Annotated in this window: 20 protein-coding genes and 1 pseudogene; 4 read left to right on the forward strand and 17 right to left on the reverse strand. The window is 65.6% G+C overall.

Annotated features, from left to right (window positions below):
* The first annotated feature begins 29 nt into the window (after nucleotides 1–29).
* Nucleotides 30–743 (forward strand): gamma-glutamylcyclotransferase, encoded by a 714-nt coding sequence (locus E3C22_RS21745; protein ID WP_134763989.1) that lies wholly within the window; start codon nucleotides 30–32, stop codon nucleotides 741–743.
* Between the two features lie 30 nt (nucleotides 744–773).
* Here E3C22_RS21745 and E3C22_RS21750 read toward each other — a convergent pair whose 3' ends face one another.
* The 3 genes from E3C22_RS21750 to E3C22_RS21760 all read right to left on the reverse strand — a co-directional run bounded on the left by E3C22_RS21750 (nucleotide 774) and on the right by E3C22_RS21760 (nucleotide 3,943).
* Nucleotides 774–1,292, reverse strand: coding sequence for a GNAT family N-acetyltransferase (locus E3C22_RS21750; RefSeq protein ID WP_134763990.1), 519 nt, complete (start codon nucleotides 1,290–1,292; stop codon nucleotides 774–776).
* Between the two features lie 10 nt (nucleotides 1,293–1,302).
* Nucleotides 1,303–2,745, reverse strand: coding sequence for a tRNA uridine-5-carboxymethylaminomethyl(34) synthesis GTPase MnmE (mnmE, locus tag E3C22_RS21755; protein ID WP_134763991.1), 1,443 nt, complete (start codon nucleotides 2,743–2,745; stop codon nucleotides 1,303–1,305).
* Between the two features lie 550 nt (nucleotides 2,746–3,295).
* Complete coding sequence (locus E3C22_RS21760; protein ID WP_134763992.1) at nucleotides 3,296–3,943, reverse strand: LysE family translocator; 648 nt, start codon at nucleotides 3,941–3,943, stop codon at nucleotides 3,296–3,298.
* A gap of 280 nt (nucleotides 3,944–4,223) precedes the next feature.
* On the opposite strand from E3C22_RS21760, the gene E3C22_RS21765 reads away from it, so the two are divergent.
* On the forward strand, nucleotides 4,224–6,275 hold the full coding sequence (locus E3C22_RS21765) for a thioredoxin domain-containing protein (RefSeq protein WP_167591862.1): 2,052 nt from the start codon (nucleotides 4,224–4,226) through the stop codon (nucleotides 6,273–6,275).
* 72 nt (nucleotides 6,276–6,347) lie between these two features.
* Here the strand turns inward: E3C22_RS21765 and E3C22_RS21770 are convergent, their stop codons facing one another.
* From E3C22_RS21770 to E3C22_RS21780, 3 genes are all read right to left on the reverse strand, one after another.
* The gene (locus E3C22_RS21770) at nucleotides 6,348–6,632 is read right to left on the reverse strand and encodes a DNA-binding protein (RefSeq protein ID WP_245515130.1); all 285 of its coding nucleotides are present in this window, start codon (nucleotides 6,630–6,632) and stop codon (nucleotides 6,348–6,350) included.
* Nucleotides 6,629–6,904 carry a toxin gene (locus E3C22_RS21775; RefSeq protein ID WP_134763994.1) on the reverse strand — a complete coding sequence of 92 codons (276 nt, stop codon included), beginning with the start codon at nucleotides 6,902–6,904 and terminating at the stop codon, nucleotides 6,629–6,631. The genes E3C22_RS21770 and E3C22_RS21775 overlap by 4 nt, the downstream gene beginning before the upstream one ends.
* A 142-nt stretch (nucleotides 6,905–7,046) precedes the next feature.
* Entirely contained in the window at nucleotides 7,047–7,997 is a 951-nt protein-coding gene (locus E3C22_RS21780) for a TAXI family TRAP transporter solute-binding subunit (RefSeq protein WP_134763995.1), read from the reverse strand.
* Between the two features lie 218 nt (nucleotides 7,998–8,215).
* On the opposite strand from E3C22_RS21780, the gene mscL reads away from it, so the two are divergent.
* On the forward strand, nucleotides 8,216–8,653 hold the full coding sequence (gene mscL, locus E3C22_RS21785; RefSeq protein ID WP_134763996.1) for a large conductance mechanosensitive channel protein MscL: 438 nt from the start codon (nucleotides 8,216–8,218) through the stop codon (nucleotides 8,651–8,653).
* 109 nt (nucleotides 8,654–8,762) lie between these two features.
* On the opposite strand, the gene E3C22_RS21790 is transcribed toward mscL, so the two are convergent.
* Nucleotides 8,763–9,953 carry a benzoate/H(+) symporter BenE family transporter gene (locus E3C22_RS21790; RefSeq protein ID WP_245515131.1) on the reverse strand — a complete coding sequence of 397 codons (1,191 nt, stop codon included), beginning with the start codon at nucleotides 9,951–9,953 and terminating at the stop codon, nucleotides 8,763–8,765.
* Between the two features lie 142 nt (nucleotides 9,954–10,095).
* Between E3C22_RS21790 and E3C22_RS21795 the strand changes: the two genes are divergently transcribed.
* Nucleotides 10,096–11,067 (forward strand): hypothetical protein, encoded by a 972-nt coding sequence (locus tag E3C22_RS21795; RefSeq protein WP_134763997.1) that lies wholly within the window; start codon nucleotides 10,096–10,098, stop codon nucleotides 11,065–11,067.
* A 158-nt stretch (nucleotides 11,068–11,225) separates the two neighbouring features.
* Here E3C22_RS21795 and E3C22_RS21800 read toward each other — a convergent pair whose 3' ends face one another.
* From E3C22_RS21800 to E3C22_RS21845, 10 genes and pseudogenes are all read right to left on the reverse strand, one after another.
* Nucleotides 11,226–12,170: a 2-hydroxyacid dehydrogenase gene (locus E3C22_RS21800; RefSeq protein WP_134763998.1), complete on the reverse strand. Its 945-nt coding sequence runs from the start codon at nucleotides 12,168–12,170 to the stop codon at nucleotides 11,226–11,228.
* 288 nt (nucleotides 12,171–12,458) lie between these two features.
* The gene (locus E3C22_RS21805; protein WP_134763999.1) at nucleotides 12,459–13,961 is read right to left on the reverse strand and encodes a tripartite tricarboxylate transporter permease; all 1,503 of its coding nucleotides are present in this window, start codon (nucleotides 13,959–13,961) and stop codon (nucleotides 12,459–12,461) included.
* Between the two features lie 18 nt (nucleotides 13,962–13,979).
* Entirely contained in the window at nucleotides 13,980–14,453 is a 474-nt protein-coding gene (locus E3C22_RS21810) for a tripartite tricarboxylate transporter TctB family protein (RefSeq protein ID WP_134764000.1), read from the reverse strand.
* Between the two features lie 351 nt (nucleotides 14,454–14,804).
* The gene (locus E3C22_RS21815) at nucleotides 14,805–15,794 is read right to left on the reverse strand and encodes a Bug family tripartite tricarboxylate transporter substrate binding protein (protein ID WP_134764001.1); all 990 of its coding nucleotides are present in this window, start codon (nucleotides 15,792–15,794) and stop codon (nucleotides 14,805–14,807) included.
* 271 nt (nucleotides 15,795–16,065) lie between these two features.
* Nucleotides 16,066–16,356: a type II toxin-antitoxin system RelE/ParE family toxin gene (locus E3C22_RS21820; RefSeq protein WP_134764002.1), complete on the reverse strand. Its 291-nt coding sequence runs from the start codon at nucleotides 16,354–16,356 to the stop codon at nucleotides 16,066–16,068.
* Nucleotides 16,353–16,658: a ribbon-helix-helix domain-containing protein gene (locus E3C22_RS21825; protein ID WP_245515132.1), complete on the reverse strand. Its 306-nt coding sequence runs from the start codon at nucleotides 16,656–16,658 to the stop codon at nucleotides 16,353–16,355. Before E3C22_RS21825 ends, E3C22_RS21820 begins: the two co-directional genes overlap by 4 nt.
* A 217-nt stretch (nucleotides 16,659–16,875) precedes the next feature.
* Entirely contained in the window at nucleotides 16,876–17,724 is an 849-nt protein-coding gene (locus E3C22_RS21830) for a fumarylacetoacetate hydrolase family protein (protein WP_134764003.1), read from the reverse strand.
* Between the two features lie 741 nt (nucleotides 17,725–18,465).
* Complete coding sequence (locus tag E3C22_RS21835; RefSeq protein ID WP_134764004.1) at nucleotides 18,466–19,209, reverse strand: SDR family NAD(P)-dependent oxidoreductase; 744 nt, start codon at nucleotides 19,207–19,209, stop codon at nucleotides 18,466–18,468.
* A 91-nt stretch (nucleotides 19,210–19,300) separates the two neighbouring features.
* Nucleotides 19,301–20,107: a GntR family transcriptional regulator gene (locus tag E3C22_RS21840; protein WP_245515133.1), complete on the reverse strand. Its 807-nt coding sequence runs from the start codon at nucleotides 20,105–20,107 to the stop codon at nucleotides 19,301–19,303.
* Between the two features lie 41 nt (nucleotides 20,108–20,148).
* Nucleotides 20,149–21,054: pseudogene (locus E3C22_RS21845) on the reverse strand (NAD(P)-dependent oxidoreductase); the annotation flags it as partial.
* Nucleotides 21,055–21,270 lie beyond the last annotated feature (216 nt).

Below are 21,270 nucleotides of genomic sequence, written 5' to 3' on the forward strand. Positions count from 1 at the left end.
TATCACCAGCCGGGGCGATCGCAGTCTTCATGGCACCACCTTCCGAAACCGCCGCGGCGATCACCCTGACGCCGGACCTCGTGGCGCTGACGATCCGGCCCGAGCCGGATCTGGGCCCGGAGCCGGGATGGACGGCGCTCGACGAGGATGAACTCGACGCGTTGGCACGGCAGTATCTGGCCGAGAGCCACGGCGAGCCGCTCTGGGTCTTCGCCTATGGCTCGCTGATCTGGAAGCCGGATTTCGACGCCATCGATCACCGCCGGGCCACTGCTTATGGCTGGCACCGCTCCTTCTGCCTGAAGATGACCCGCTGGCGCGGCTCGCCCGAACAGCCGGGCCTGATGATGGCGCTGGAGCGCGGCGGGCGCTGCGACGGTGTCATCTACCGGCTGCGGGACGAGGATCGCGAGGCGCAGCTGCGCCGGGTGCTCTATCGCGAGATCCGCTTTCGCGAGAACCTTTCGATGGCCCGCTGGGTGCCCGTTCACACCGCCGGGGGCAAGCTGCGTGCCTTGACCTTCTGGGCCGGGCCGACCGGGGAGCGGATCGCCAGCCGGCTGCCACTGGCAGAGGTCGCGCATGTGCTGGCGAGGGCCTGCGGCCATGCCGGCTCCTGCGCGGAATATCTCCACAACACCGTCCGGCACCTCGAGGAGTTCGGCATCCGCGACCGCAATCTCTGGCGTCTGCAGGAGCTGGTCGCAGCGGAAATCCGCAGCATCCACCAGGACGCGGCCTGATCGCGGCAACGAGAGAGCGGGGGTTCGGCCTCAGCCGGCGTCGCCGCGGCGTGGCGGCTCCTTCACACGCCCCATCATCAGCGTGTCGACCAGAACGCCTTGTCGCAGCGCCGCCGCCCGCAAGCGTCCCTCGATCTCGAAGCCGTGGCTTTCGTAAAGCGCAATGGCCGGCTTGTTGTCGGCGATGACGTCGAGCTCGAGCCGCGACAGGCCGAGCCAGTCGTCGGCAAGCGCCAGCAGTTCCAGAAGCAGCGCCGTTCCGAACCCCTGACGGAGATGATCGTCATGGACGCCCATGCCGATCTGCCCGACATGGCTGCGCCGGCCGAGCAGACGCAGCAGGCTCGCCGCGCCCGTGATGGTCCCTTCGGCTTCGACAACCAGCAGCGTGAAGTTCGGTCCGCGATCGAACAGCCGCTGCCGGGTTCCCGCGAAGCTCTCATGTGGCATGCGCAGCGTGCCCTGCCGATAGTTCGGAAGGTTCATCAAGGCGTTCAGCCCGGCGAGATCGCCCTCCCGCGCGGCACGGATGGTGAATGTCGCCGCCATCGGCCACTCCTCACTTGCCGATACAGAATTCCGAAAAGATCACGTCCAGAAGGTCTTCGATGCCGACCTTGCCGGTGAGCCGGCCGAGCGTGTCGGCGGCCCGCCTGAGCGTCTCCGCGCCGATCTCGGCGGGGAGGGTGGAATTGCCGACGAACTCCTCGAGGATCCGCAGGGTCTCGTTGAGAAGATCGCGCTGGCGGGTGCGAAGCGGGATCGCCTCGCTGGTACCGCCGCCTTCGGTACCGGCCGCGGCCGCTGCAAGTTCGGCGATCCTGTCCGTCAGCGCGTCGAGGCCCTCGCCGGTCTTGGCGGAAATCGCAAAGTCGAAACGGAAATCGTTCCACTCGTTGCCGAAGCGGGCAACGAGACCGCTCGGCGCCGGCCTGTCCGCCTTGGTGCGAACGGTGAGGATGCGCCGACGGCCTTTCGCCGTGCCCTCGACGAGATCCTGATGGGAGGCGTCGGCGGCAAGCAGCATGGGATGTTTCACGTGAGACAGGAGCTCGGTGAAGCGGGCTAGGGGGCCGTGGCCATGCTGGGTGTCGACGAGCGCAAGCACGAGATCGGCCTTCGCCATCACCTCACGGGCCCGCTCGACGCCGATCGCCTCGACCTTGTCCGACGTCTCGCGAATCCCGGCCGTGTCGGAAAAGCGCACTGGAATACCGCCGAGATCGAGAGTCGCCTCGATGACGTCGCGGGTGGTGCCAGGCACCTCCGTCACGATCGCCACCTCGCGGTCGGCGAGCGCGTTGAGAAGGCTCGACTTGCCGGCGTTCGGCGCGCCGACGATCGCCACCTTGAAGCCGGAACGCAGGATCTCGCCGCGGTCTGCCCGGACGAGATGGGCGCGGATCTCCGACACCAATCCGGCGACATCCGCCGTCAGGCGGTCGGCGACATCCTCTCCGACATCCCCCTCGTCGGCAAAGTCGAAGGAGGCTTCGAGCCGCGCGCGGGCCTCGGTGAGACGCTGCATCCAGCCTTCGTACAGCTTGCGCAGGGTGCCGTTCGCCTGGAGCACTGCGGCCCGGTGCTGGCCCTCGGTCTCCGCCGCGATGAGGTCGGCGAGCCCCTCGGCCTCGGTCAGGTCGATGCGGCCGTTCTCGAAGGCCCGGCGGGTGAATTCGCCGGCTTCGGCGAGCCGCGTGCCGACGCTGGTGGTGATCGCCTCGAGGCAGGCAGCGACGACCGCCCGGCCGCCATGAAGATGGAATTCCGCCACATCCTCGCCGGTGACCGTCTCAGGCCCCGGAAAGAAGATCGCAATGCCCCGGTCGATCGGCCCGCCGGCCGCGTCCCTGAACGCGCGCAGGCTCGCCCGCCGCTCCGGCGGCACCGAGCCGCACAGCCGCTCGAGGGCGCTGCGGGCGTCCGGCCCGCTTACCCGGACGACGGCGACCCCGGACGGCAGCGCGCCGGAGGAAAGGGCTGCGATGGTATCGGCATGCATGGCCGGCGGCCTCGGTGTTCGGCGTTGGTCAGGGCCGGAGCTTACGACATGGCAGCCGCGAGCGCGACGCTTGAAGACATCCGAATGGCGATGCCCCTGGATACCCAGGACGGGGCCCGAGAATGACGCAGCGGCGGGGCCGGCCCCACGTCGATGAAGGCCGCGAGGGTTGTCGAAAACCTCGCAACAGGGTGTTAGAGCATCGAAACTTCGTCATCCCGGGCTCGACCCGGGATCCATTCCAAACCGTTGCCTTCGTCGCGGCGACCGCTGCCAAGGCATTGTTTTATCTGCACTGAACAGACCGCTCCACCGCTGAGGAATGGATCCCGGCTCAGGGGCCGGGATGACGAAGCTTCAAGCTTGCCGGCCATTCTCCCACGCCGAAGAAGCCCACCCAACCTGTGAATCTTGTCGGGACGGGGCCCAAGAATCTAGGAGCAGTGCTGCAACGCGTGAGGGTGGCCAGTTGCCGGGCGGTATCGGTGTTTCGAGAGGACCCCTACCAAACAAAGCCGAAAAATGAGGAAACGTCATTGCTGCCTCGGTCTCAGACCCGCCTTAGCGCCGCCACCGCGGCTTCGCCGAGGATCAGCGCCCCCGCGCCGCCGATCACTCCGCCGGCCGCGCGGTTGAGCCGGCGGATGGCTTGCGGCCTCGTCATCATGCCCCGGGCCTTGGCCGCGACGAAGGCATAGGGCGACAGGACGAGGAAGAGAACGAGGATGGTCAGGATCGAAAGCACCACGTACTGCGAGACGCCGACGCCGCGAAGGTCGAGGACGGAAGGCAGAAGCGCGAGATAGAAGACGATCGTCTTGGGATTGCCGAGGGTGACCATGAAGCCGGCGAGCAGCGACCTCGCCCCGCTCCTCGCCTTCGCCGCATGCAACTCGGCGAGCCCGCCGCGGTTTCTCCAGAAGACAGTGGCAAGATAGATGAGATAGGCGCCGCCGAGGATCTTCACGACGAGGAAGGCTTCGGCGAAGATTTCCGCGAGAGCCGCCAGCCCGGCGACGGCGATGGTCAGATAGGCGAGATCGCCGAGGGCAAGCCCCGCCAGAAAGAACAGCGCGGCTCTGAGCCCGCTGCCGAGCGACTGGCCGACCAGCCCGGCAACGCCGGGACCAGGGATGAAGGCGGCGATGCCAAGGGCCGCTGCATAGGCGGCGAAAGGCGCGATCGAGGCAGTCGTCATCTCCGTCTTCTCCATCCGGCGCCGTTCAGGGCCAAGGCGCCTGTCCTTAAACCGGAACCGGGCCTTGCGCAGCCCGAAAAGCGGCGCGGGCATATTGACCGGAGGACGCCCGGCGTCGAGACAGGCGAGCCCCGTCACTCCATTGGCCGGCTGGCACCGGCGGCACGCCCCCACTCGAAGAGCCGCCCACGCCCTCTAGCTGTCCCCTCCCGTCGCGCAGCCGTCCATCTCGATGTGGCGGCGGAGCCATGCTTTCCAACCTCGAGGCCGGAGCACCCCCATGAGCAACCAGCTCGGCGATGCCGTCAGCCCCTATCTCCTGCAGCACAAGGACAATCCCGTCGACTGGCGGCAATGGTCGGCCGAAGCGCTCGCCGAGGCGAAGGCGCGCGACTGCCCGGTGCTCCTGTCGGTCGGCTATGCCGCCTGCCACTGGTGCCACGTCATGGCCCATGAGAGCTTCGAGGATGCGGGCGTCGCCGGAGTGATGAACCGGCTCTTCGTCAATGTGAAGGTCGACCGGGAGGAACGGCCGGACATCGACCATCTCTACATGTCGGCGCTGCACGCACTCGGCGAGCAGGGCGGCTGGCCGATGACGATGTTCCTGACGCCGGACGGGCGGCCGTTCTTCGGCGGCACCTATTTCCCGAAGGAGCCGCGCTATGGCCGGCCGGGCTTCGTCCAGGTGATGGAGGCGATCGCCAAGGCGTGGACGGAGCGGCGCGCCGAGATCGACAGGAGCGCCGGGACGATCGCCGATCATATCCAGTCGGTCATCGGCCAGTCGGCGATCGGCCAGCAGAAAGGCGGGCAAACGGGCGGCGATGCCGGGCCGGCCGGTCTCGACCTCGCCGCTGCCGCCGCGCGCATCCATGCCATGATCGATCCCGCCCGCGGCGGCATGCGCGGCGCACCGAAGTTTCCCAACGCGCCCTTCATGGAAATCCTCGCCCGATCGGCCTTCGAAACCGGCGATGAGGCGCATCTCGCCGCCTTCCTGAAGACCATGCAGGCGCTCTCCAATGGCGGCATCTACGATCATCTCGGCGGCGGGCTGCACCGCTATTCCACCGACGACCGCTGGCTGGTGCCGCATTTCGAAAAGATGCTCTATGACAACGCCCAGTTCCTGCGCCATCTCGGCTGGGCCTTCCGCGCCACCGGCGACGACCTCTTCCGGAGCCGCATCGAGGAGACCGTCGGCTGGCTCCATCGCGAGATGCTGACCCCTGGCGGCGGTCTAGCGGCCTCGCTCGACGCCGACAGCCCCGACGAGCACGGGCATCCGGAGGAGGGGGCGTTCTATGTCTGGCGGAAAGGCGAGATCGACGCCGTGCTTGGTGACACGGCGCCGGGCTTTGCCGCCGCCTATGACGTCTCGGCCGACGGCAACTGGGAGGGCAAGACCATCCTCCACCGGCTGCATCCCGGCGCGCGGACCGACGATCCGGATTTCGCCGAGGCGCGGGCAAGGCTGCTCGAGGCGCGCGAGAAGAGGGCCCGGCCGGGCCGCGACGACAAGGTGCTCGCCGACTGGAACGGGCTGGCGATCCGGACGCTCTGCGAGGTCTCCTATATCCTCGACGACCACCGGGCGCTGCAGATGGCGAAGGACGCCTTCGCCTTCGTGATGGACGAGATGGTGGTGGATGGCCGGCTGCGCCATGCGGCAAGGGATGGCCGGACGGCGGGCCTTGCACTCTCCTCCGACTATGGGGCGCTGATCGCGGCTGCCGCGGCGCTGTTTGCCGAGACCCGCGACGCCACCTATCTCGATCGCGGCCTGTGGCTCGCCGAAGAGCTCGAACGCTGGCACGGCGACGGGGAGGGCGGCCACACGCTCAACGCGTCCGATTCAGCCGACGTGCTGTTTCGCCTGAGGGGCGACCAGGACGAGGCAGTCGCGAGCGCCACATCGCTCGTCATCGACGGGCTCTCGCTGCTCGGCCAGGCGACGGGGCGCATCGCGGTGATCGAGGCGGCCGAGCGCGCGGCGGCGGCGGCGGCGGCCCGCATCGGCGACAGGGTGTCCGGCCATCCGGGCATTCTCGCCGCCTCCCGGCGACTTGCCCGCGGCAGCGAGCTGGCGATCTTCGGAGAGCCGGGCGAAGAGCGGTTCGACGCGATGCGGAAAACGGCCCTCGCCACCGTCGACCTCGACCGGCTCGACCTTTTCGCCGGCTCGCCCGAGGAGCTGCCGGCGGAACTCGCCATTGCCGGCATCAGGCCTGAGCGGCTGCCCGCGGCGCTGCTGTGCGAAAACCGCGTCTGCCGTGCGCCGGTGTTTTCCGGCGGAGATCTCGAAGGGTTGCTGAAACGGACCGGATGACCCGCCTTTCAGAGGCGACGCAACCGGGCTCGATGAGGAGCCGGACGCTCCACAGCGGCGCGCAATCTTGTGTCATTCCTCGGCATAGTCGTGGAGGATCGTGTCGATCAGAGTGCGGTAGTGCACGCCCTTTTCGCTCGCCTTCTGCTTCAGGCGAGCAAGATCCCGCTCCGAAACCGAAATCGCGATCTGCTGGCGACCCGAACCTCTGAGCATCCCGAGGGCAGTCTCCTTGAGTGCCACCCGCCTTTCGCCGAGTTCGCCGATCGAGACCCAGCCATCCGCTTCGTTGAATTCATATTCGGCCCGCTCCTCGTCCGTCTCCAGGACCGGCAGCGGCTCGTTTCCGGGTTTCATTTGCGGCTCTCCAGATACTCCCGTGTCGCCTTGCGGCTGGGATACATCGTCTTCAGAAACACGCCGTCAGGACGGTCGACGAAGGGAACGACCCAGGCATAGCCGTCGAGGTCGACGATCCATTGGCGCTGGTGCGGATAACGCTCGGCGTTGGGATGGGCTCTTTCGTCCAGGAGGCATTCTTGTGAAAGCGCCAAGACGATCCGTTCGAAGCCAAACCCGTATTGGCGCCTGAGGATCGCATTCTTCTCGTCACTCCAGCCGATCCTCATGGCCGAATATGCGCCCTACCATCTGTTCCAGCAAGCCGCGCCGCACGGCAGGACGCCGGCAGCGGAACGACCTTACTGAAAAAGAACAGCGCCGGCAGATCCTCCCGCCGGCGCCCGCGTCTCTTGCTTCAGCCTTCGCGCCTCACAGCAGCCCGGCTTCCTTGTAGTAGCGCTCGGCGCCGGGATGCAGCGGCACCGGCAGGTTCTTCGCCGCCGTCTTCGGATCGATGGCCTTCGCCGCATTGTGGGCGGCGACGAGATCCGGCAGATGCTCGAAGAGCTGCTTGGTCATCTGATAGGCGAGCTCCTCGTCGACATCCGAAGAGGTGACCAGGATGTTGGTGATGGCGAGGGTCGGGACCGCCTTGTCCTGTCCGTCATAGGTGCCGGCGGGGATCTCGGCGGACTGGAACGGCGCGCCAAGCTTCTCGGCGATCTCGGCCGGAACGGCGACGACGGTGATCGGCAGCGAGGCGGCGAGGTCGCGGATCGAGGCGACGCCGAGGCCGGCCGACTGCAGCGTCGCATCGAGCTGGCGGTTCTTGATCAGTTCGACGGATTCGGCAAAGGGCAGATATTCGGTCTTGCCGAGATCGTCATAGCTCATGCCGGCGGCCGAAAAGATCGCCCGGGCATTGAGCTCGGTGCCGGAAGCCGGCGCGCCGACCGACAGGGCCTTGCCCTTCAGCCCTGCCAGATCGGTGATGCCGGAATCCTTCGAGGCGACGATCTGGACATAGTTCGGATAGATCGCCGCGATCGCCCTCAGCTTCTCCACCTTTTCGGGAAAGCCCGCCTCGGCATTGCCTTCCGCCGCCGCCTTGACCGAGTCGCCGAGGGCGAAGCCGATCTCGCCGCGCCCTTGGGCAACAAGCTTAATGTTCTCGACCGACGCCTTGGTCGACTGGACCTGCGTCTTAACCCCCTCGATGTTGTCGCCATAGACCTTGGCGAGGGCAACGCCGAGCGGATAGTAGACGCCGGACGTGCCGCCGGTGAGCACGTTGATGAACTGCTGGGCCGAGGCCGAAGCGGGGGCGAAGGCGAAGCCGGCGACCATGGCGGTCGCGGCAAGTCGCGCGAAATGTCTCATGAATTTCCTCCCGTGACGGGCCGACACGGCCCGGGCGTGAACTTGTCACATCGGGCCGCCCGACCTCAACCCCGACGGCGTGCGACCTTCGTTTGGTTGGCGCGCCGGCGGCCGGGCCGACGATCGATTTCACGTGAAACGCCGGGGGAAAACTCCGAGGGCGCGCCTATCTCATCCCATGCGTCCCGCCGTCGGACGTCTTGCTGGAGATGATCGTCATGCTGAAGGAATTTCGCGAATTCGCCCTCAAGGGCAACATGGTCGATCTCGCCATCGGCATCATCATCGGGGCGGCGTTTTCCGGCCTCGTCAATTCCATCGTCTCGGACCTGTTCATGCCCCTGGTCGCAGTGATCACCGGGGGCGTCGACTTCTCCAACAAGTTTCTTGCGCTTTCGAGCAATGTCACCGCGGCTGGTCTCGAAGAGGCCCGCAAGCAGGGGCCGGTCTTCGCCTATGGCAAGTTCATCACCCTGACGATCAACTTTCTCATCGTCGCCTTCATCCTGTTCCTCGTCGTCAAGATGATGAACCGGCTGAAGCGCAAGGAGGAGGAAAAGCCCGCGCCGATCGCCGAAGTGCCGCGGGAGGAAAAGCTCTTGGAGGAGATCCGCGACATCCTGGCCACCGGCGTCGGGGCGGAACGTCGGGTCTAGGGCGCCGTGCGTTGAAATGGACGCACGAAAGACGCCCTAGCTTATTGAATCACCGCAGCATCTTTCCGAAAATCGATGCCGGATTTTCGGACCGCTGCCGTCGTCGTCGCTATGATGCCTTGCGTCCATGCTTGCGAGCCATCGTGAGCAATCCACCGGCGACAAGTCCCCAGACGGCTCCGCTGAAGCCGGCAAAGCTCATGCCGCTCGCGACGATGAGGAAGGTCAGGGCGGGCGCCTCGATCCCCGTCGAAACATCGTCGAACGCCCCCTTGCACGCGGCAACGAAGGCGGGGATCAGAGCCAGTCCCGCCAGGCCGGTGAAGAGGTCCGGAGGCGCGATGTTGCCCAGCCAGACGACGACACCCGCCAGAAAGGCGAGGGCGATCAGCGCAAAGCCGTTGATGATCGCGGCCCAGTAGCGCTTTGCGGGGTCCGCCCCCGCATCCTCGCTGGACATCATCGCCGCGACGATCGCCGACATGTTGACCGGTACGGCGCCGAAGGGAGCGATCAGAAGGCTGGCAGTTCCGGTTCGCCGAAGCAGTTGTCCCCGTTCGACGGGATAGCCATGGAGTTCCAGCATCGCGAAACCCGGAATGTTCTGGCCCGCCATGGTCACGAGGTAGAGCGGCAAGGCGATGGATATGAATGCCGCGGCGGTCAGGTGCGGCAGCACGGGCTCGAGGACGGGAAGGAATGCGAGCCCGGGCGTTCCGGTCGTGGCCGAGCCGTCGTTGCCGATGACGAGAACGCCGACGAAGGCGACGACGGCCAGTGGCATGGCGGCAAGCCGATGCCAGCAAAGCCCGATGCCCCAGGCAATGATGATCGGCCCCATCAGTGCCGGGATGGAGCCGAGAGCCAAAGCAGGGGCGATGCACAGGCGGAACAACACCCCGGCAAGGAGCGCACTCGCCAGGGCCTTCGGGATCATCGCCACCAGACGCCGCAAGGGCGGCAGGAGACCGGTCAGGACGATCAGCCCGGCGCACAGGATCAGTCCACCGACCGCTTCGGAAAAGCCACCGGGCAGCACGGCGGACGAAGCGAGAAAGGCAGCCCCGGGCGTCGACCAGGCGACGGCCGCAGGGGTGCGGGTCACCAGGGGAATCCAGATGCTGCAGAGCGCCATCGCCAGTGTCGCAAAGAACAGACCGGTCGCCGCTTGCTCATCGCTGGCACCGACACCGGAGAGGCCTGCCAGAACGATCGAGAAAGAGGCTGCATAGCCGACGACGGCTGCAAGCAGCCCCATGGTGACGGCGGATGGTGTCAGATCACGCAGATTGACGCGCAAGGAGGGGCTCTTTTTCACGAATGTGGAGCGCCCAGCCTATGGAGCCGCCACCCGCGTCGCGCAAGGTGGTTTGCTGAACCACTGGACACGTCCTTAAACGTGTGGAAGATAAGTTAATTAGACTTTGGTTGCAGGGCTACAAATGAGCTATCGAGCTATCAAAGATAGGCAGGCAATTCATCAAGCAATTGACCGATGGGAGATGGCCTTCGATCAAATTGGAACGCGGCAGCATTCGTTCGCAAACAACCTGATTTGGGTCGAGAAAATGGGGTTCTGGTTTGCCGCCGGTGGATGGGAACGTTCTGGGGGCTACCGATACTGGAACGGCATCGGGAACAGGCTAGGTGGGCCGAAAGAGCGAAATCTCATCGTTGAAGTCAATCCACCTGACGGCGAGATACCAGGACGCTGGCAAGGACTGGTAGCTACTGATGACGCGGGGCGAGACTGGATTCTCCACGCTGGCGAGATGAATGCGGGCGTCAAGCGCATCCACCTCCGAGACTATACAGCGAACCATGCAGCAGATCGTGTCGATGTTCATTTCTCGGATGGAAGTCAAAGACCCTATTACGTCGTCGCCTGCCTGAACGAGAGTTATCTTGAGATCGTTTTGAGCACACAACGTTACATGAACGCGTGCATCAAGCTCCGTGCGCTTGTCGCGGACAAATCGTCTCGCTCGTTCGAAGTTCAGGAGAAAGCCCTGATTTCCGAAGAAGCCATAGGCACCATCTCCGCAGGACCGCAGGACGCGAAAAGCTACGATCGTATCCATGCTCGGGTGTGGCATGCCCTGCGCCAAACATTGGAGGGAAGAGGTATTAAAGTCGCCAACCTGCGGGTCGGCTCGCTTGGTCCCGATCTCTATACGTTAGATATGGTCCAGCCGGCTCTATACGAAATCAAGACTGCCGTTGGCTCCTCAGATTTCCTAAAGGCGCTAGGACAACTTTTATTCTACGATAAACTTCTTGGTGGTCACTACCGTAAAATATTGATTGTCCCCTCTGGACTCAAGCAGTCAAATATCAGCATCTTGAAAGGTTTTGATATTGAAATCGTGATATATAAGAAAAATGGTCCACATTACGTATTTGATGGCCTTTGACGGAAACCACAGGCCGGCCGATCGGGCTCGGAAAGGGCCTGTAATTGTGATCCAACAGCGCGCGGCGTCCTAATGGACAAAGCTTTGCCAGTCGAGTAGTCGCGGCGATACGCCACCGAGCCACGAACCGACAAGCATCAGAAATCCGCCGCCGCCCCTCACACCACGGGGCTGAGCAGCGGTTCGCCCCTCAGATGCGCCTTGAGGTTCTTGACCACCATCTGGCCCATGGCGGCCCGGGTCTTGTGCGTCGCCGAGCCCTGATGCGGCAGGAGGACAACGTTTTCGAGCGCCCGCAGCTTCTCCGGCACATGCGGCTCCTTCTCGAAGACGTCGAGGGCGGCGCCGCCGAGGCCGCCGGTCTCCAGGAGCTCGATCATCGCCGCTTCGTCGACCAGCGTGCCGCGGCCCATATTGACGAGCTTGCCCTTCGGCCCGAGGGCCTCCAGCACCTTGCGGCTGACGATGCCCTTGGTCTCGGCGGTGCCCGGCGCGATCGCCACCAGCCAGTCGACCGCCTTCGCCATCTCGGCGAGGTCGGCATAATAGGGGTAGGGCACGTGCTCCTGGCGGGTGCGGCCGTGATAGACCACCTCCATGTTGAAGGCCTGGCAGAGCTTGGCGATGGTCTTGCCGATGCGGCCGAGGCCCAAAATGCCGACGCGCCGGCCGGTCAACTCGTCGGTGAGGCCAAAGGTGCCTTCGCTCTCCCAGCGGCCGGCGCGGACATAGGCGTCGGCCTGGGGCACGCGGTGGCAGAGCGCCAGCATCAAAGCGAGGGTCGTCTCGGCGACGCAGTCGTTCAGGACATCGGGCGTGTTGGTGACGGAGACGCCGTGCTCCTTGGCCGCCTGAACGTCCACCGCGTCGTAGCCGACGCCGAAAGACGAGATGATTTCGAGATTCGGCATCGCCGCGATCATCTCCCGCGAGGCGCCGTGATGGCCGCCGGTGGCGACGAAGCGGCAGGTGGGTGCGAGGCGCTGGAGGAGGGCCGGCCTGTCGTCCGCCTCGAAATAGCGGTGGCAGGTGAAGTCTTCCTCCAGCGATGCCTCGACGGGCGCGGCGAAGGGGCAGATTTGCAACAGATCGGGCTTGGCCATGGTCGGTCCTTGATGAGGCGGGGGGCGATGTCCGGCTGGGCAGACCGCATCCGCATTGAAAGTGCAAGTGGCGCGGTCGGGCGCCAGGGCGAACACAGCCTGGGCGTCGTTCATTGGCCGATCTCCCCCCTTGAGGGGGAGATGGGTGGCAACCCAGAGGGGGGTGCAGCGCTGGCGATCGGACGTGTCGGCGCCCGTCGCGCCCCCCTCTGCCTACCCGCATCTTCCCCGCAAGGGGGGAGATCGATGCGTCACCGGCGGCGCTTGCCTGCAAGCGATCGCCCCGAGTCAGGCGTCGGCCGGCCGGGCGCGCCGGCCCCGTCGCAGCGCCGCCATCACCAGAGGGATCGACCAGATGGCGATGGTGAAGAGGCCGAGGCCGGCGGCGATCGGCCGTTCGAAGAAGGCGAGGAAGCTGCCATCCGCCTTGATCATCGAGGTCACGAAGTTCTGCTCCAGCATCGGCCCGAGGACGAGGCCGAGGATCGCCGGGGCGATCGGAATGTCGTTCTCCTCCATCAGGAAGCCGATGATGCCGAAGACCAGCATCAGAATGATCCCGAAGGGCGAATTGTTGATGGCGAAGGAGCCGACGATGCAGAACATCAGGATGATCGGCATCAGGATCCGGGCGGGGATGGAGAGGATGGTGCGCGCCGTCTTGATCGCCGCCCAGCCCATCGGCAGCATGATCAGATTGGCGAGGAAGAAGACGATGAAGACGGCATAGATCAGCTGCGGCTCGTTGATGAAGATCGTCGGGCCGGGATTGAGGCCCTTGATGTACAGGACGCCGATGACGATCGCGGTGATCGAATCGCCGGGAATGCCGAAGACGAGGGCGGGGATCCAGGCGCCGCTGACGGCGCCGTTGTTGGAGGCGCCGGCTTCGACGATGCCCTCGACATGGCCGGTGCCGAATTTTTCCTTCTGTTTGGAAAACTTCTTCGAGATCGCATAGGAGATCCAGGCGGCGATGTCGGCACCGGCGCCCGGCAGCGCGCCGATCGCCGTGCCGACGACGCTTCCGCGCAGCGCCTGGAAGGGATAGCGCCGGATGTTGTCCCACTGATGCGAGAAGATGCCCTTCTGCCCGCCCTTCTCGACGGCCGGCGTATCCGCCCCCGCAACCACCGAGCGCAGCACCTCCGAGACGGCGAAGAGGCCGATCATCGCCGGAATGAACTGGACGCCGGCGAGAAGCTCGACATTGCCGAAGGTGTAGCGCGGCTGGCCGGCCGGATTGTCGATGCCGATGGTCGCGGCGAAGAGGCCGATGATCAGCGAGATCATGCCCCGCGGCACCGAGCCCGGCGAGACGAAGATCGCGCAGGAGAGGCCGAGGACGACCAGCCAGAAATATTCGAAGGACGAAAACCGCAGCGCGATGTCGGCCAGCACCGGCGAGGCGGTGATCAGGACGATGGTGCCGAAGATGCCGCCGATCGCCGAAAACACCAGCGAGGCGCCGAGCGCCTCCTCCGACCGGCCGGAGCGGGTCATCCTGTAGGCGTCCTCGACATAGGCGGCGCTGGCCGGCGTGCCGGGCATCCTTAAAAGCGAGCCGGGAATGTCGCCGGCAAAGATCGCCATCGCCGTCGCCGTGACGATCGCCGCGATCGCCGGCACCGGATCCATGAAGAAGGTGACCGGCACGAGCAGCGCCGTCGCCATGGTGGCGGTCAGGCCGGGGATCGCGCCGACGAACATGCCGAAGGCGGCCGAAGCAAGGATCACCAGGAGGACATAGGGCTGGAAGACCAGCCCGAAGGCTTCGGAAAGAATGGGCATCGCCAGATCCGGGGGCCACTACCAGAGGAAGGTCAGGAACTCGCTGCGCGGCAGCGGCACCAGCAAAAGCCGGCCGAAGGCCTGCTGGATCACGATGCAGGCGAGGATCGAGACGGCGATGGCCGTCAGCGGCTTCGTCCGCAGGGTCAGCATCAGGGCGGCCATGACGACGAGCGAGGTGGGGACGAAGCCGATCGCCGGCGCCGCGGCGATGTAGAAGACGATGAGGGCGAGGGCGACCAGGGCCGACAGCACCGAGCGGCGGGAGCGGACCCAGGCGGCGAGTTCGAGCCGCGGCATGCGCGCACCCTCGAGTATCGCCCGCCCCATCATGAATAGGCCGAGGCAGCCGGAAAAGATGGCGATCGCCCGCGGCATCGTCCCCGCCCCGTAGGACTGACCGGGAATGTCGGTGAAGCCGAGGGCGGAGACATAGATCGCGACGCCGCCGAGAAGGACGAGAAGGCCGAGTAGGAGATCGTTGAATTTCATCGGGTGGTCCGTGGCTGCCGCTCTCGGGATCGGCGGCGGCTGGTCTGCTGGGTGGCGCCAGGCATGCAGCGCAAGGTTTGAAGGCGAGTGCGAGGGGCGCACCCCCCTCTGCCTGCCGGCATCTCCCCCTCAAGGGGGGAGATCAGTCGCTCGATTTCGTGCCTGCGCCCAGATTTCTCACGCCATGGCTCGAGCGATCGAACGTCGAAAGTTGAGGCGAAACGCTGGCGGAGAGATGATCTCCCCCCTTGAGGGGGAGATGGGCGGCAGCCCAGAGGGGGGTGCCTGGCGGCAACGCATTAAGGGAGGCGCCATACGGCGCCTGCGCAAGCCGCCCCCCCCCCGAGGCGACTACTGCTTCGCCAGCCCCGCCTTCTGCATGACCTCGCCGAGCGCCTTGTCGTCCTCGGCGACGATCTTGGTCGCCTCCTCGCCCTTCGCCCAGCGCACGCCAAAGCCGCGCTCCTTCATGAAGGTCTGGTATTCCTCGGAGTTATAGGCCTTCTCGACGGCGTCCTCGAGCTTCGTCTTGACGTCGTCGGGCAGGCCCTTCGGCGCCACCACGGCCCGCCAGACGGCCAGCGTCCAGTCGGAACCGGTGCCTTCCTTCAGGGTCGGCACGTCCGGGAACATCTCCTGGCGCTCGGCAGACATCGAGGCGAGCGGCTTGACACGACCGGCATCGATCATCGAGCGGCCCTCGGCGAGCGAGGAGGGGACGATGTCGACGCCGCCGGCCACCATGTCGGTGATGCCGGCAGCCGCGCCCTGGCTCGGCACGAAGGTCACCTGGTCCGGCGGTAGGCCCTCCGACAGCATCCAGCCGGCGAGGCCGAGATGCCAGATGCCGCCCTGGCCGGTGCCGGACGCCTTGAAGGTGCCCTTCGGCTCGGACTTGATCTTGTCGAGCAGCGACTGGACGTCCTTGTAGTCGGAATCGGTGGAGACCATCACGCCGCCCGGATCGGCATTGACGAGGGCGAGGATGTCGTAATTCTCGTAAGTGAGGTCGGTCAGGCCCTGCCAGTGCATCATGTCGATCTCGATCGTCATGATGCCGAGGGTGTAGCCGTCGGGAGCCGCATTGGCGATGGCGCTGTGGCCAACGACGCCGGAGCCGCCGGTGCGGTTGACGACATTGACCGGCTGGCCGAGCTCTTCCTGCAGCAGCGAGGCGATGACCCGGCCAACCGCATCGGTGCCGCCGCCGGCGCCCCAGGGCACGATCATCTGGATCGGCCGGCTCGGATAGTCTTCCTGAGCCTGCGCGACCGGCGCTAGCGTGAAGCTGCCCGCAACGGCCATGGCCGCCACGGCGGCGAGAAGCGAACGTCGTTGCATGATGTCTTTCCTCCCAAACGCGGATGGATCGCCGAGACGTATGTCCCGGACCGGCCCCTTGCGATCGCCCGGCGCCTCCCAGCCCCTTGCGATCGGGCCGCCGCATGCGGCGATCTCATTCGCGCTGCACTATTCAGATGGCGTTGCGCAGTGTCAACGTATACGTGAGCAAATCAATCTGGATGATTTATCGATTGACCGGCGGTCAGATTGCGGTTGTCGCGAGGCAAACCCAGCCGGGTGATAGGTTGCCAGAAGCCGAAATGCATCATCAGAACGACAGCCCGGCAACGCTCCTGCCGTGGACCACGGCGAGGATCATCACGCCGTCCGGCGCCTCTTCGTAGAGGATGACGTGGGACCGGTACTCGTGCCTGCGAACGCCGGGCGCGATCGTCTTCGCCGGCCGTCCCATGCGCGGATTGTCCGCAAGCAGCGCGAAAACGTGGAACATCCCGTCGGCATAGGCATCCGCCTGGGCTTCACCGAACAGCCCATAGCCGAAAGCGAAAATCTCGGTGATGTCCTCTTCGGCCCGCCTCGCGAGGCGAAAGCGTCTCAATCGCGCGTCCCGCTGCGTGTTGCCGCGGCGCGGCGGCGAGCCTCGGCCTTGATATCGTCAGGTGAAAGCTCGCCGGGTCCGCCGGCGCGGGCCTCCTCGACCATGCGCCGCAGATCGTCGAGCGACAAATCGGGATGCGTGCGCCGCTCCCGATCGCGGCGCACGAGGTCGCGCAAATAGTCGCCGGTGCTGGCGTAGTCGCCTTCGATCACCTGGCGATCGATCCATTCCTTCATCGCATCCGGCACGGACAGTGTCACTGACGCCATGAGCATTCCTCCGATGGCGAGAGAGAAATTCATCTCACATCGTCACAGCCATCGCCAGCGCCGAGCGCTGGTGGGAGAGCGTGCCATGCGAGGCACCTTAGTGCGCCGTGCGTCCGAATGGTCGCATAAATGACGCTCCAAGGTATTGTATCACAGCATCGCGCTTTCCGAATTTCGCTCCGGCTTGGAGCGTCGAGATCCACTGCGGCGGAACTGCCCCCTCCCGAAGCGGAAAAGGGCAGCCGGAACCTCAGTCGCGCGCCGCGACGACCGTCTGCTTCTGCTCGCCGAGACCGGCGATGCCGAGGGTCATGACGTCACCGACCTTCAGATACTGCGGCGGCTTCATGCCCATGCCGACGCCTGGAGGCGTGCCGGTGGTAATGACGTCGCCCGGCATCAGCGTCATGAACTGCGAGCAGTAGGAGACGACATGCGGCACGTTGAAGATCAGCGTGTTGGTGTTGCCGGTCTGGCGGCGCTCGCCATTGACGTCGAGCCACATGTCCAGCGCATGGGGATCGGCGACCTCGTCCTTCGTCACCAGCCAGGGGCCGAGGGGACCGAAGGTGTCGTGGCTCTTGCCCTTGGTCCACTGGCCCTGGCGCTTGGTCTGGAAGGTCCGCTCGGAGACGTCGTTCATCACCGCGAAGCCGGCGACGTAGTCCATTGCATCGGACTGCGAGACGTATTTCGCCCGCGAACCGATGATCACCGCCAGCTCGACCTCCCAGTCGAGGGCGTCGGAGCCGCGCGGCTGCTCGACCTCGTCGTTCGGACCGCACAGCGCATTGATCTGCTTGGTGAAGATGATCGGCTCCGACGGCGGCTCGGCGCCGGTCTCGGCGGCGTGGTCGGAATAGTTGAGGCCGATGCAGAGGATCTTGGAGACGCCGGCGACCGGCGAGCCGTAGCGCTGCTCGCCGCCGACGACGGGAAGCGAAGCGGGATCGATCGCCTTCAGGGCCTGCAGCCCCTTCGGCGAGAGGACCTCGCCGGCAATGTCGGCGACATGGCCGGAAAGATCGCGGATCTTGCCGTCGGCATCGAGCACGCCGGGCTTTTCCTGGCCGAGCGGGCCATAGCGGAGGAGTTTCATGATGTCCTTTCGAAGATGAAGGGTTGAATTGCGGGGCGGGTCAGGACGACCTAGCTGTCAGGTCCTCCCACTGCGACGTCGTCGCCGGACGAGGTTTGTCCAGGCACCGTGCGCCCTTCCTGCCGGGTCGGAATATGCGGCTGTCGGAGCGGCCCGTTCAGGTCGCCGAGTGTGCGGTCGCATCAATGCCTCGTCATCCCGGGCTTGACCCGGGATCCATTCCAAATCGTTGAAGTCGTTGCCGCTAAGCCGTTCGAACCAAAGGAGTTTCCTCTGCAGCGACATGCGAGGTACTGCGCCGAGGAATGGATCCCGGCTCGGAGGCCGGGATGACGAAGCGTCGGTAGTAGCGCGCATTGCGGTGCCAGGTGACGAAGGGCATTGGCCGGCAAATCGGCGCGCCACACCGACGCGCCGTCATCCTCGGGCTCGTCCCGAGGATCTACTGTCATCCCCGCTCTAGGAGCCTTACATGCAGGCAAATCGCCGCGAAACAAAGAGGTTATGGTCGCGGCGGTAGATCCTCGGGACAAGCCCGAGGATGACGCGCTCTTCATGCGAGGCCCTAAGCCGGAAGCCGCATCCGCATCTTCGAAAGCTTGACATCTCAATGGCTCCTCGACTCGAGCATATCGAAGGGCAAAGAGCGCTCGGCGCCAGATGGAGCCTTCAACCCTTTGGTTCGGCAAGCTCACCATAAGGGTAAAGGGGGATGCGCGCTCTGGAACGTCACACATGCGTCTAATACACCGCCCGGCCGCCGGAAATGTCGAAGACGGCGCCGGTGGAAAACGAGCAGTCCTCGGACGACAGCCAGGTGATCAGCGCGGCGACCTCGGCCGGCTCGACGAAGCGATTCATCGGGATCTTCGAGAGCATGTAGTCGATGTGTTCCTGGCTCATCTGGTCGAAGATCGCGGTGCGCGCCGCCGCCGGCGTGATGCAGTTGACGAGGACGCCGGCGCCGGCGAGCTCCTTGCCGAGCGACTTGGTGAGGCCGATCAGTCCGGCCTTCGAGGCCGAATAGTGCGAGGCGTTGGGATTGCCTTCCTTGCCGGCGATCGAGGCGACATTGACGATCCGCCCGTAGCCGGCCTCGACCATCGAGGGGACGAGGGCCCGGGCGGTCAGATACGGTCCGACCAGATTGACCTCGACGGTCTTTCGCCAGATCGCCGGATCGAGCTCCCAGGTCTTGCCGTTGCCGCCGGTGATCCCGGCATTGTTGACGAGGATATCGACATTGCCGCCGGCAAGCGCCGCAACGGCCGCAGCACCGACGGAGGTCTCGTCGGTCAGCTCGACCACCGTGCCGCTGGCGCTGGGGCCGAGCCCCGCCACGGCCTCCTCGATCGCCGCGCCGTCGACGTCCCAGAGGACGACCGAGGCGCCGCTTTCCAGCATGCGCTGCGCGGTGGCGAAGCCGATGCCCCGCGCCCCGCCGGTGACGACGGCCCTGCGACCCTCGAGATCGATCCTGTTCATTGCTTCTCCCTCCCGCCAGGCGGCGCATCCGGCATCGCCATGGCATATCGCTCCCGGTTATTCAACGTATACGTCATCGGCCGCGCCGCGGTCATGGCCGGACGGCGAAACCTGCCGCCTGCCGGGTCAGGATCGCCAGCGCCATGCGGTCGGCGCGCTCGCGATGCTGGGCGTGCAGATGCGAGGCGAGCCACACGTCGCCGGCGCGGATCGCCTCGAAGATCGCCCGGTGTTCGAGATCGGACTGCGTCGGCCGGGGCCGCAGCTTCACGATCGCCATATGGGCGCGATACTGCTGGTCCCAGCAGAGCCGCAACGCTCCCTGCAGCCGGCGGTTTTCGCAAAGCCCGACGAGTTCGGAATGGAAGACGTTGTCGAGATGCGACCACTGGACAATGTCGCCCCGCGCGGTCTCGCGCTCCATCTGGTCGAGCAGGCCGGACAGTCGCCGCGCCTCGTCCTCCTTGAGGCCGCGGCGGGCGAGAAGCGCGGCCGCCTTCACCTCCAGCGGCGACAGGACGTCGTAGATCTGGGCAAGGTCCTCCAGCGACTGGGACTTCACGGTGATGCCGTGGCGCGGCCGCACCTCGACGAGATCCTCTTCCTCCAGCCGGATCAGCGCCTCGCGCACCGGCGTGCGCGACAGACCGAGAAGGCTGGCGACCTCGGCCTCGAGGAGCTTCGTCCCCGGCGGCAGGCGGCCTTCGAGGATGCGGAACTTCAAATCGTGATAGGCCCGGTCGCGGGCCGGCATGCGGGCCAACCCCTGCAGCGTCGGCCGCGGCCGCGAACCGCCCGGCGTCGGCAAAGGGCGCTGCTTGCGCTGCCGGCCGGCATCGGTCGCCTGCGCCTCTGCGACGTCGTCCTCGGAAAGGTCTTCCGGCTTCATCTCCACCATGGCGCCATCACGTCCCGCTTGTCCTTTCCGTCCTTCGCCCTTCAGAGCGGCTTGCCCGGAACGCCGTTCAGCCCGGCGATGATGTCGGCGAGCGTCGGCAGATACTGCTCGCCCTTGCCGAGCGCTTCGGCCGTGGCGAAGTCGTTCTTCACCGCCGAGGAGACGTGGCTGGCGATGCCGCTCTCGTTTGCCAGCGAGACCAGATAGCGCATGTCCTTGTGGGCATTGCGCAGGGCGAATTTGTGGGCGTTCGGATTGCCGCCCACCACATAGTCCATGAAGGTCTGGTAGAAACCGCAATCCATCCGGCCGCCGCCGATGACCGAGTGGAAGACCTCGGGCGTGATGCCGTTCTTGCCGCCGATCGCCAGCGCCTCGGAATAGAGCGCGGCATAGCCGAGGGAGATGAAGTTGTTGAGGAGCTTCATCGTGTGGCCGGCGCCGGTTTCGCCGACCCTGACGACCTTGCCGGCGATCGGTTCGAGATAGGGCTTCACCTTCTCGAACACTTCCTCGCTCGCGCCGACCATGACGTCGAGATTGCCCTCCCAGGCCTCCTTCGGGGTGCGCGACAGCGGCGCGTCAACGAAAGTGATGCCCTCGCCCTGAAGCTTCTCGGCCAGCGCGCGGCTGGAAACCGGATTGGCGGTGGAGGTGTCAATGACCGTCGTCACCGCGCCCCTGGCGGCGATCAGTTCGGCGACCGTTTCCTCCACCTGCGGGCTGCCGGGCAGGCAGAGAAAGACGATTTCCGCCGTTTCGGCGATCCCGGCGACGCTCTTCGCCTCCGATGCTCCACGTGAAACAAGGTCGTCGATCGGCTCGCGGTTGCGATGAGCGAGAACGGACAACGGGTACCCGGCCTCGACGAGGTTCTTCGCCATGCCGTGGCCCATCAGCCCGGCGCCGATGAATCCGATGGTTGGACGGTCGGTCATGAATTGGCTCTCCCGGTTCTTGTCGGCTGGCTGGTCAGAACGACCCGCTCCATCGCGGTTTTGATTGCAGCCTCGACTTTCTGCGACGGTGCTGTGCGCCCCCCTCTGCCTGCCGGCATCTCCCCCTCAAGGGCAGGCGAATCGCATATGGCCGGCGGTGATTTGAAGCTGATCGGGCTTGCGGTTTTGGCTCTGATTGATTCTGGAAGCATCCATGGAGATGTC

The sequence above is a fragment of the Jiella endophytica genome, from assembly GCF_004519335.1.
Taxonomy (GTDB): Bacteria; Pseudomonadota; Alphaproteobacteria; order Rhizobiales; family Rhizobiaceae; genus Jiella; species Jiella endophytica.

Excerpts from the sequence above, each read along its gene's own strand:
- E3C22_RS21745 (WP_134763989.1), top strand. The coding sequence starts at position 30 with ATGGCACCACCTTCCGAAACCGCCGCGGCGATCACCCTGACGCCGGAC.
- E3C22_RS21750 (WP_134763990.1), bottom strand. The coding sequence starts at position 1,292 with ATGGCGGCGACATTCACCATCCGTGCCGCGCGGGAGGGCGATCTCGCC.
- mnmE (WP_134763991.1), bottom strand. The coding sequence starts at position 2,745 with ATGCATGCCGATACCATCGCAGCCCTTTCCTCCGGCGCGCTGCCGTCC.
- E3C22_RS21760 (WP_134763992.1), bottom strand. The coding sequence starts at position 3,943 with ATGACGACTGCCTCGATCGCGCCTTTCGCCGCCTATGCAGCGGCCCTT.
- E3C22_RS21765 (WP_167591862.1), top strand. The coding sequence starts at position 4,224 with ATGAGCAACCAGCTCGGCGATGCCGTCAGCCCCTATCTCCTGCAGCAC.
- E3C22_RS21770 (WP_245515130.1), bottom strand. The coding sequence starts at position 6,632 with ATGAAACCCGGAAACGAGCCGCTGCCGGTCCTGGAGACGGACGAGGAG.
- E3C22_RS21775 (WP_134763994.1), bottom strand. The coding sequence starts at position 6,904 with ATGAGGATCGGCTGGAGTGACGAGAAGAATGCGATCCTCAGGCGCCAA.
- E3C22_RS21780 (WP_134763995.1), bottom strand. The coding sequence starts at position 7,997 with ATGAGACATTTCGCGCGACTTGCCGCGACCGCCATGGTCGCCGGCTTC.
- mscL (WP_134763996.1), top strand. The coding sequence starts at position 8,216 with ATGCTGAAGGAATTTCGCGAATTCGCCCTCAAGGGCAACATGGTCGAT.
- E3C22_RS21795 (WP_134763997.1), top strand. The coding sequence starts at position 10,096 with ATGAGCTATCGAGCTATCAAAGATAGGCAGGCAATTCATCAAGCAATT.
- E3C22_RS21800 (WP_134763998.1), bottom strand. The coding sequence starts at position 12,170 with ATGGCCAAGCCCGATCTGTTGCAAATCTGCCCCTTCGCCGCGCCCGTC.
- E3C22_RS21805 (WP_134763999.1), bottom strand. The coding sequence starts at position 13,961 with ATGCCCATTCTTTCCGAAGCCTTCGGGCTGGTCTTCCAGCCCTATGTC.
- E3C22_RS21810 (WP_134764000.1), bottom strand. The coding sequence starts at position 14,453 with ATGAAATTCAACGATCTCCTACTCGGCCTTCTCGTCCTTCTCGGCGGC.
- E3C22_RS21815 (WP_134764001.1), bottom strand. The coding sequence starts at position 15,794 with ATGCAACGACGTTCGCTTCTCGCCGCCGTGGCGGCCATGGCCGTTGCG.
- E3C22_RS21825 (WP_245515132.1), bottom strand. The coding sequence starts at position 16,658 with ATGAATTTCTCTCTCGCCATCGGAGGAATGCTCATGGCGTCAGTGACA.
- E3C22_RS21830 (WP_134764003.1), bottom strand. The coding sequence starts at position 17,724 with ATGAAACTCCTCCGCTATGGCCCGCTCGGCCAGGAAAAGCCCGGCGTG.
- E3C22_RS21835 (WP_134764004.1), bottom strand. The coding sequence starts at position 19,209 with ATGAACAGGATCGATCTCGAGGGTCGCAGGGCCGTCGTCACCGGCGGG.
- E3C22_RS21840 (WP_245515133.1), bottom strand. The coding sequence starts at position 20,107 with ATGGTGGAGATGAAGCCGGAAGACCTTTCCGAGGACGACGTCGCAGAG.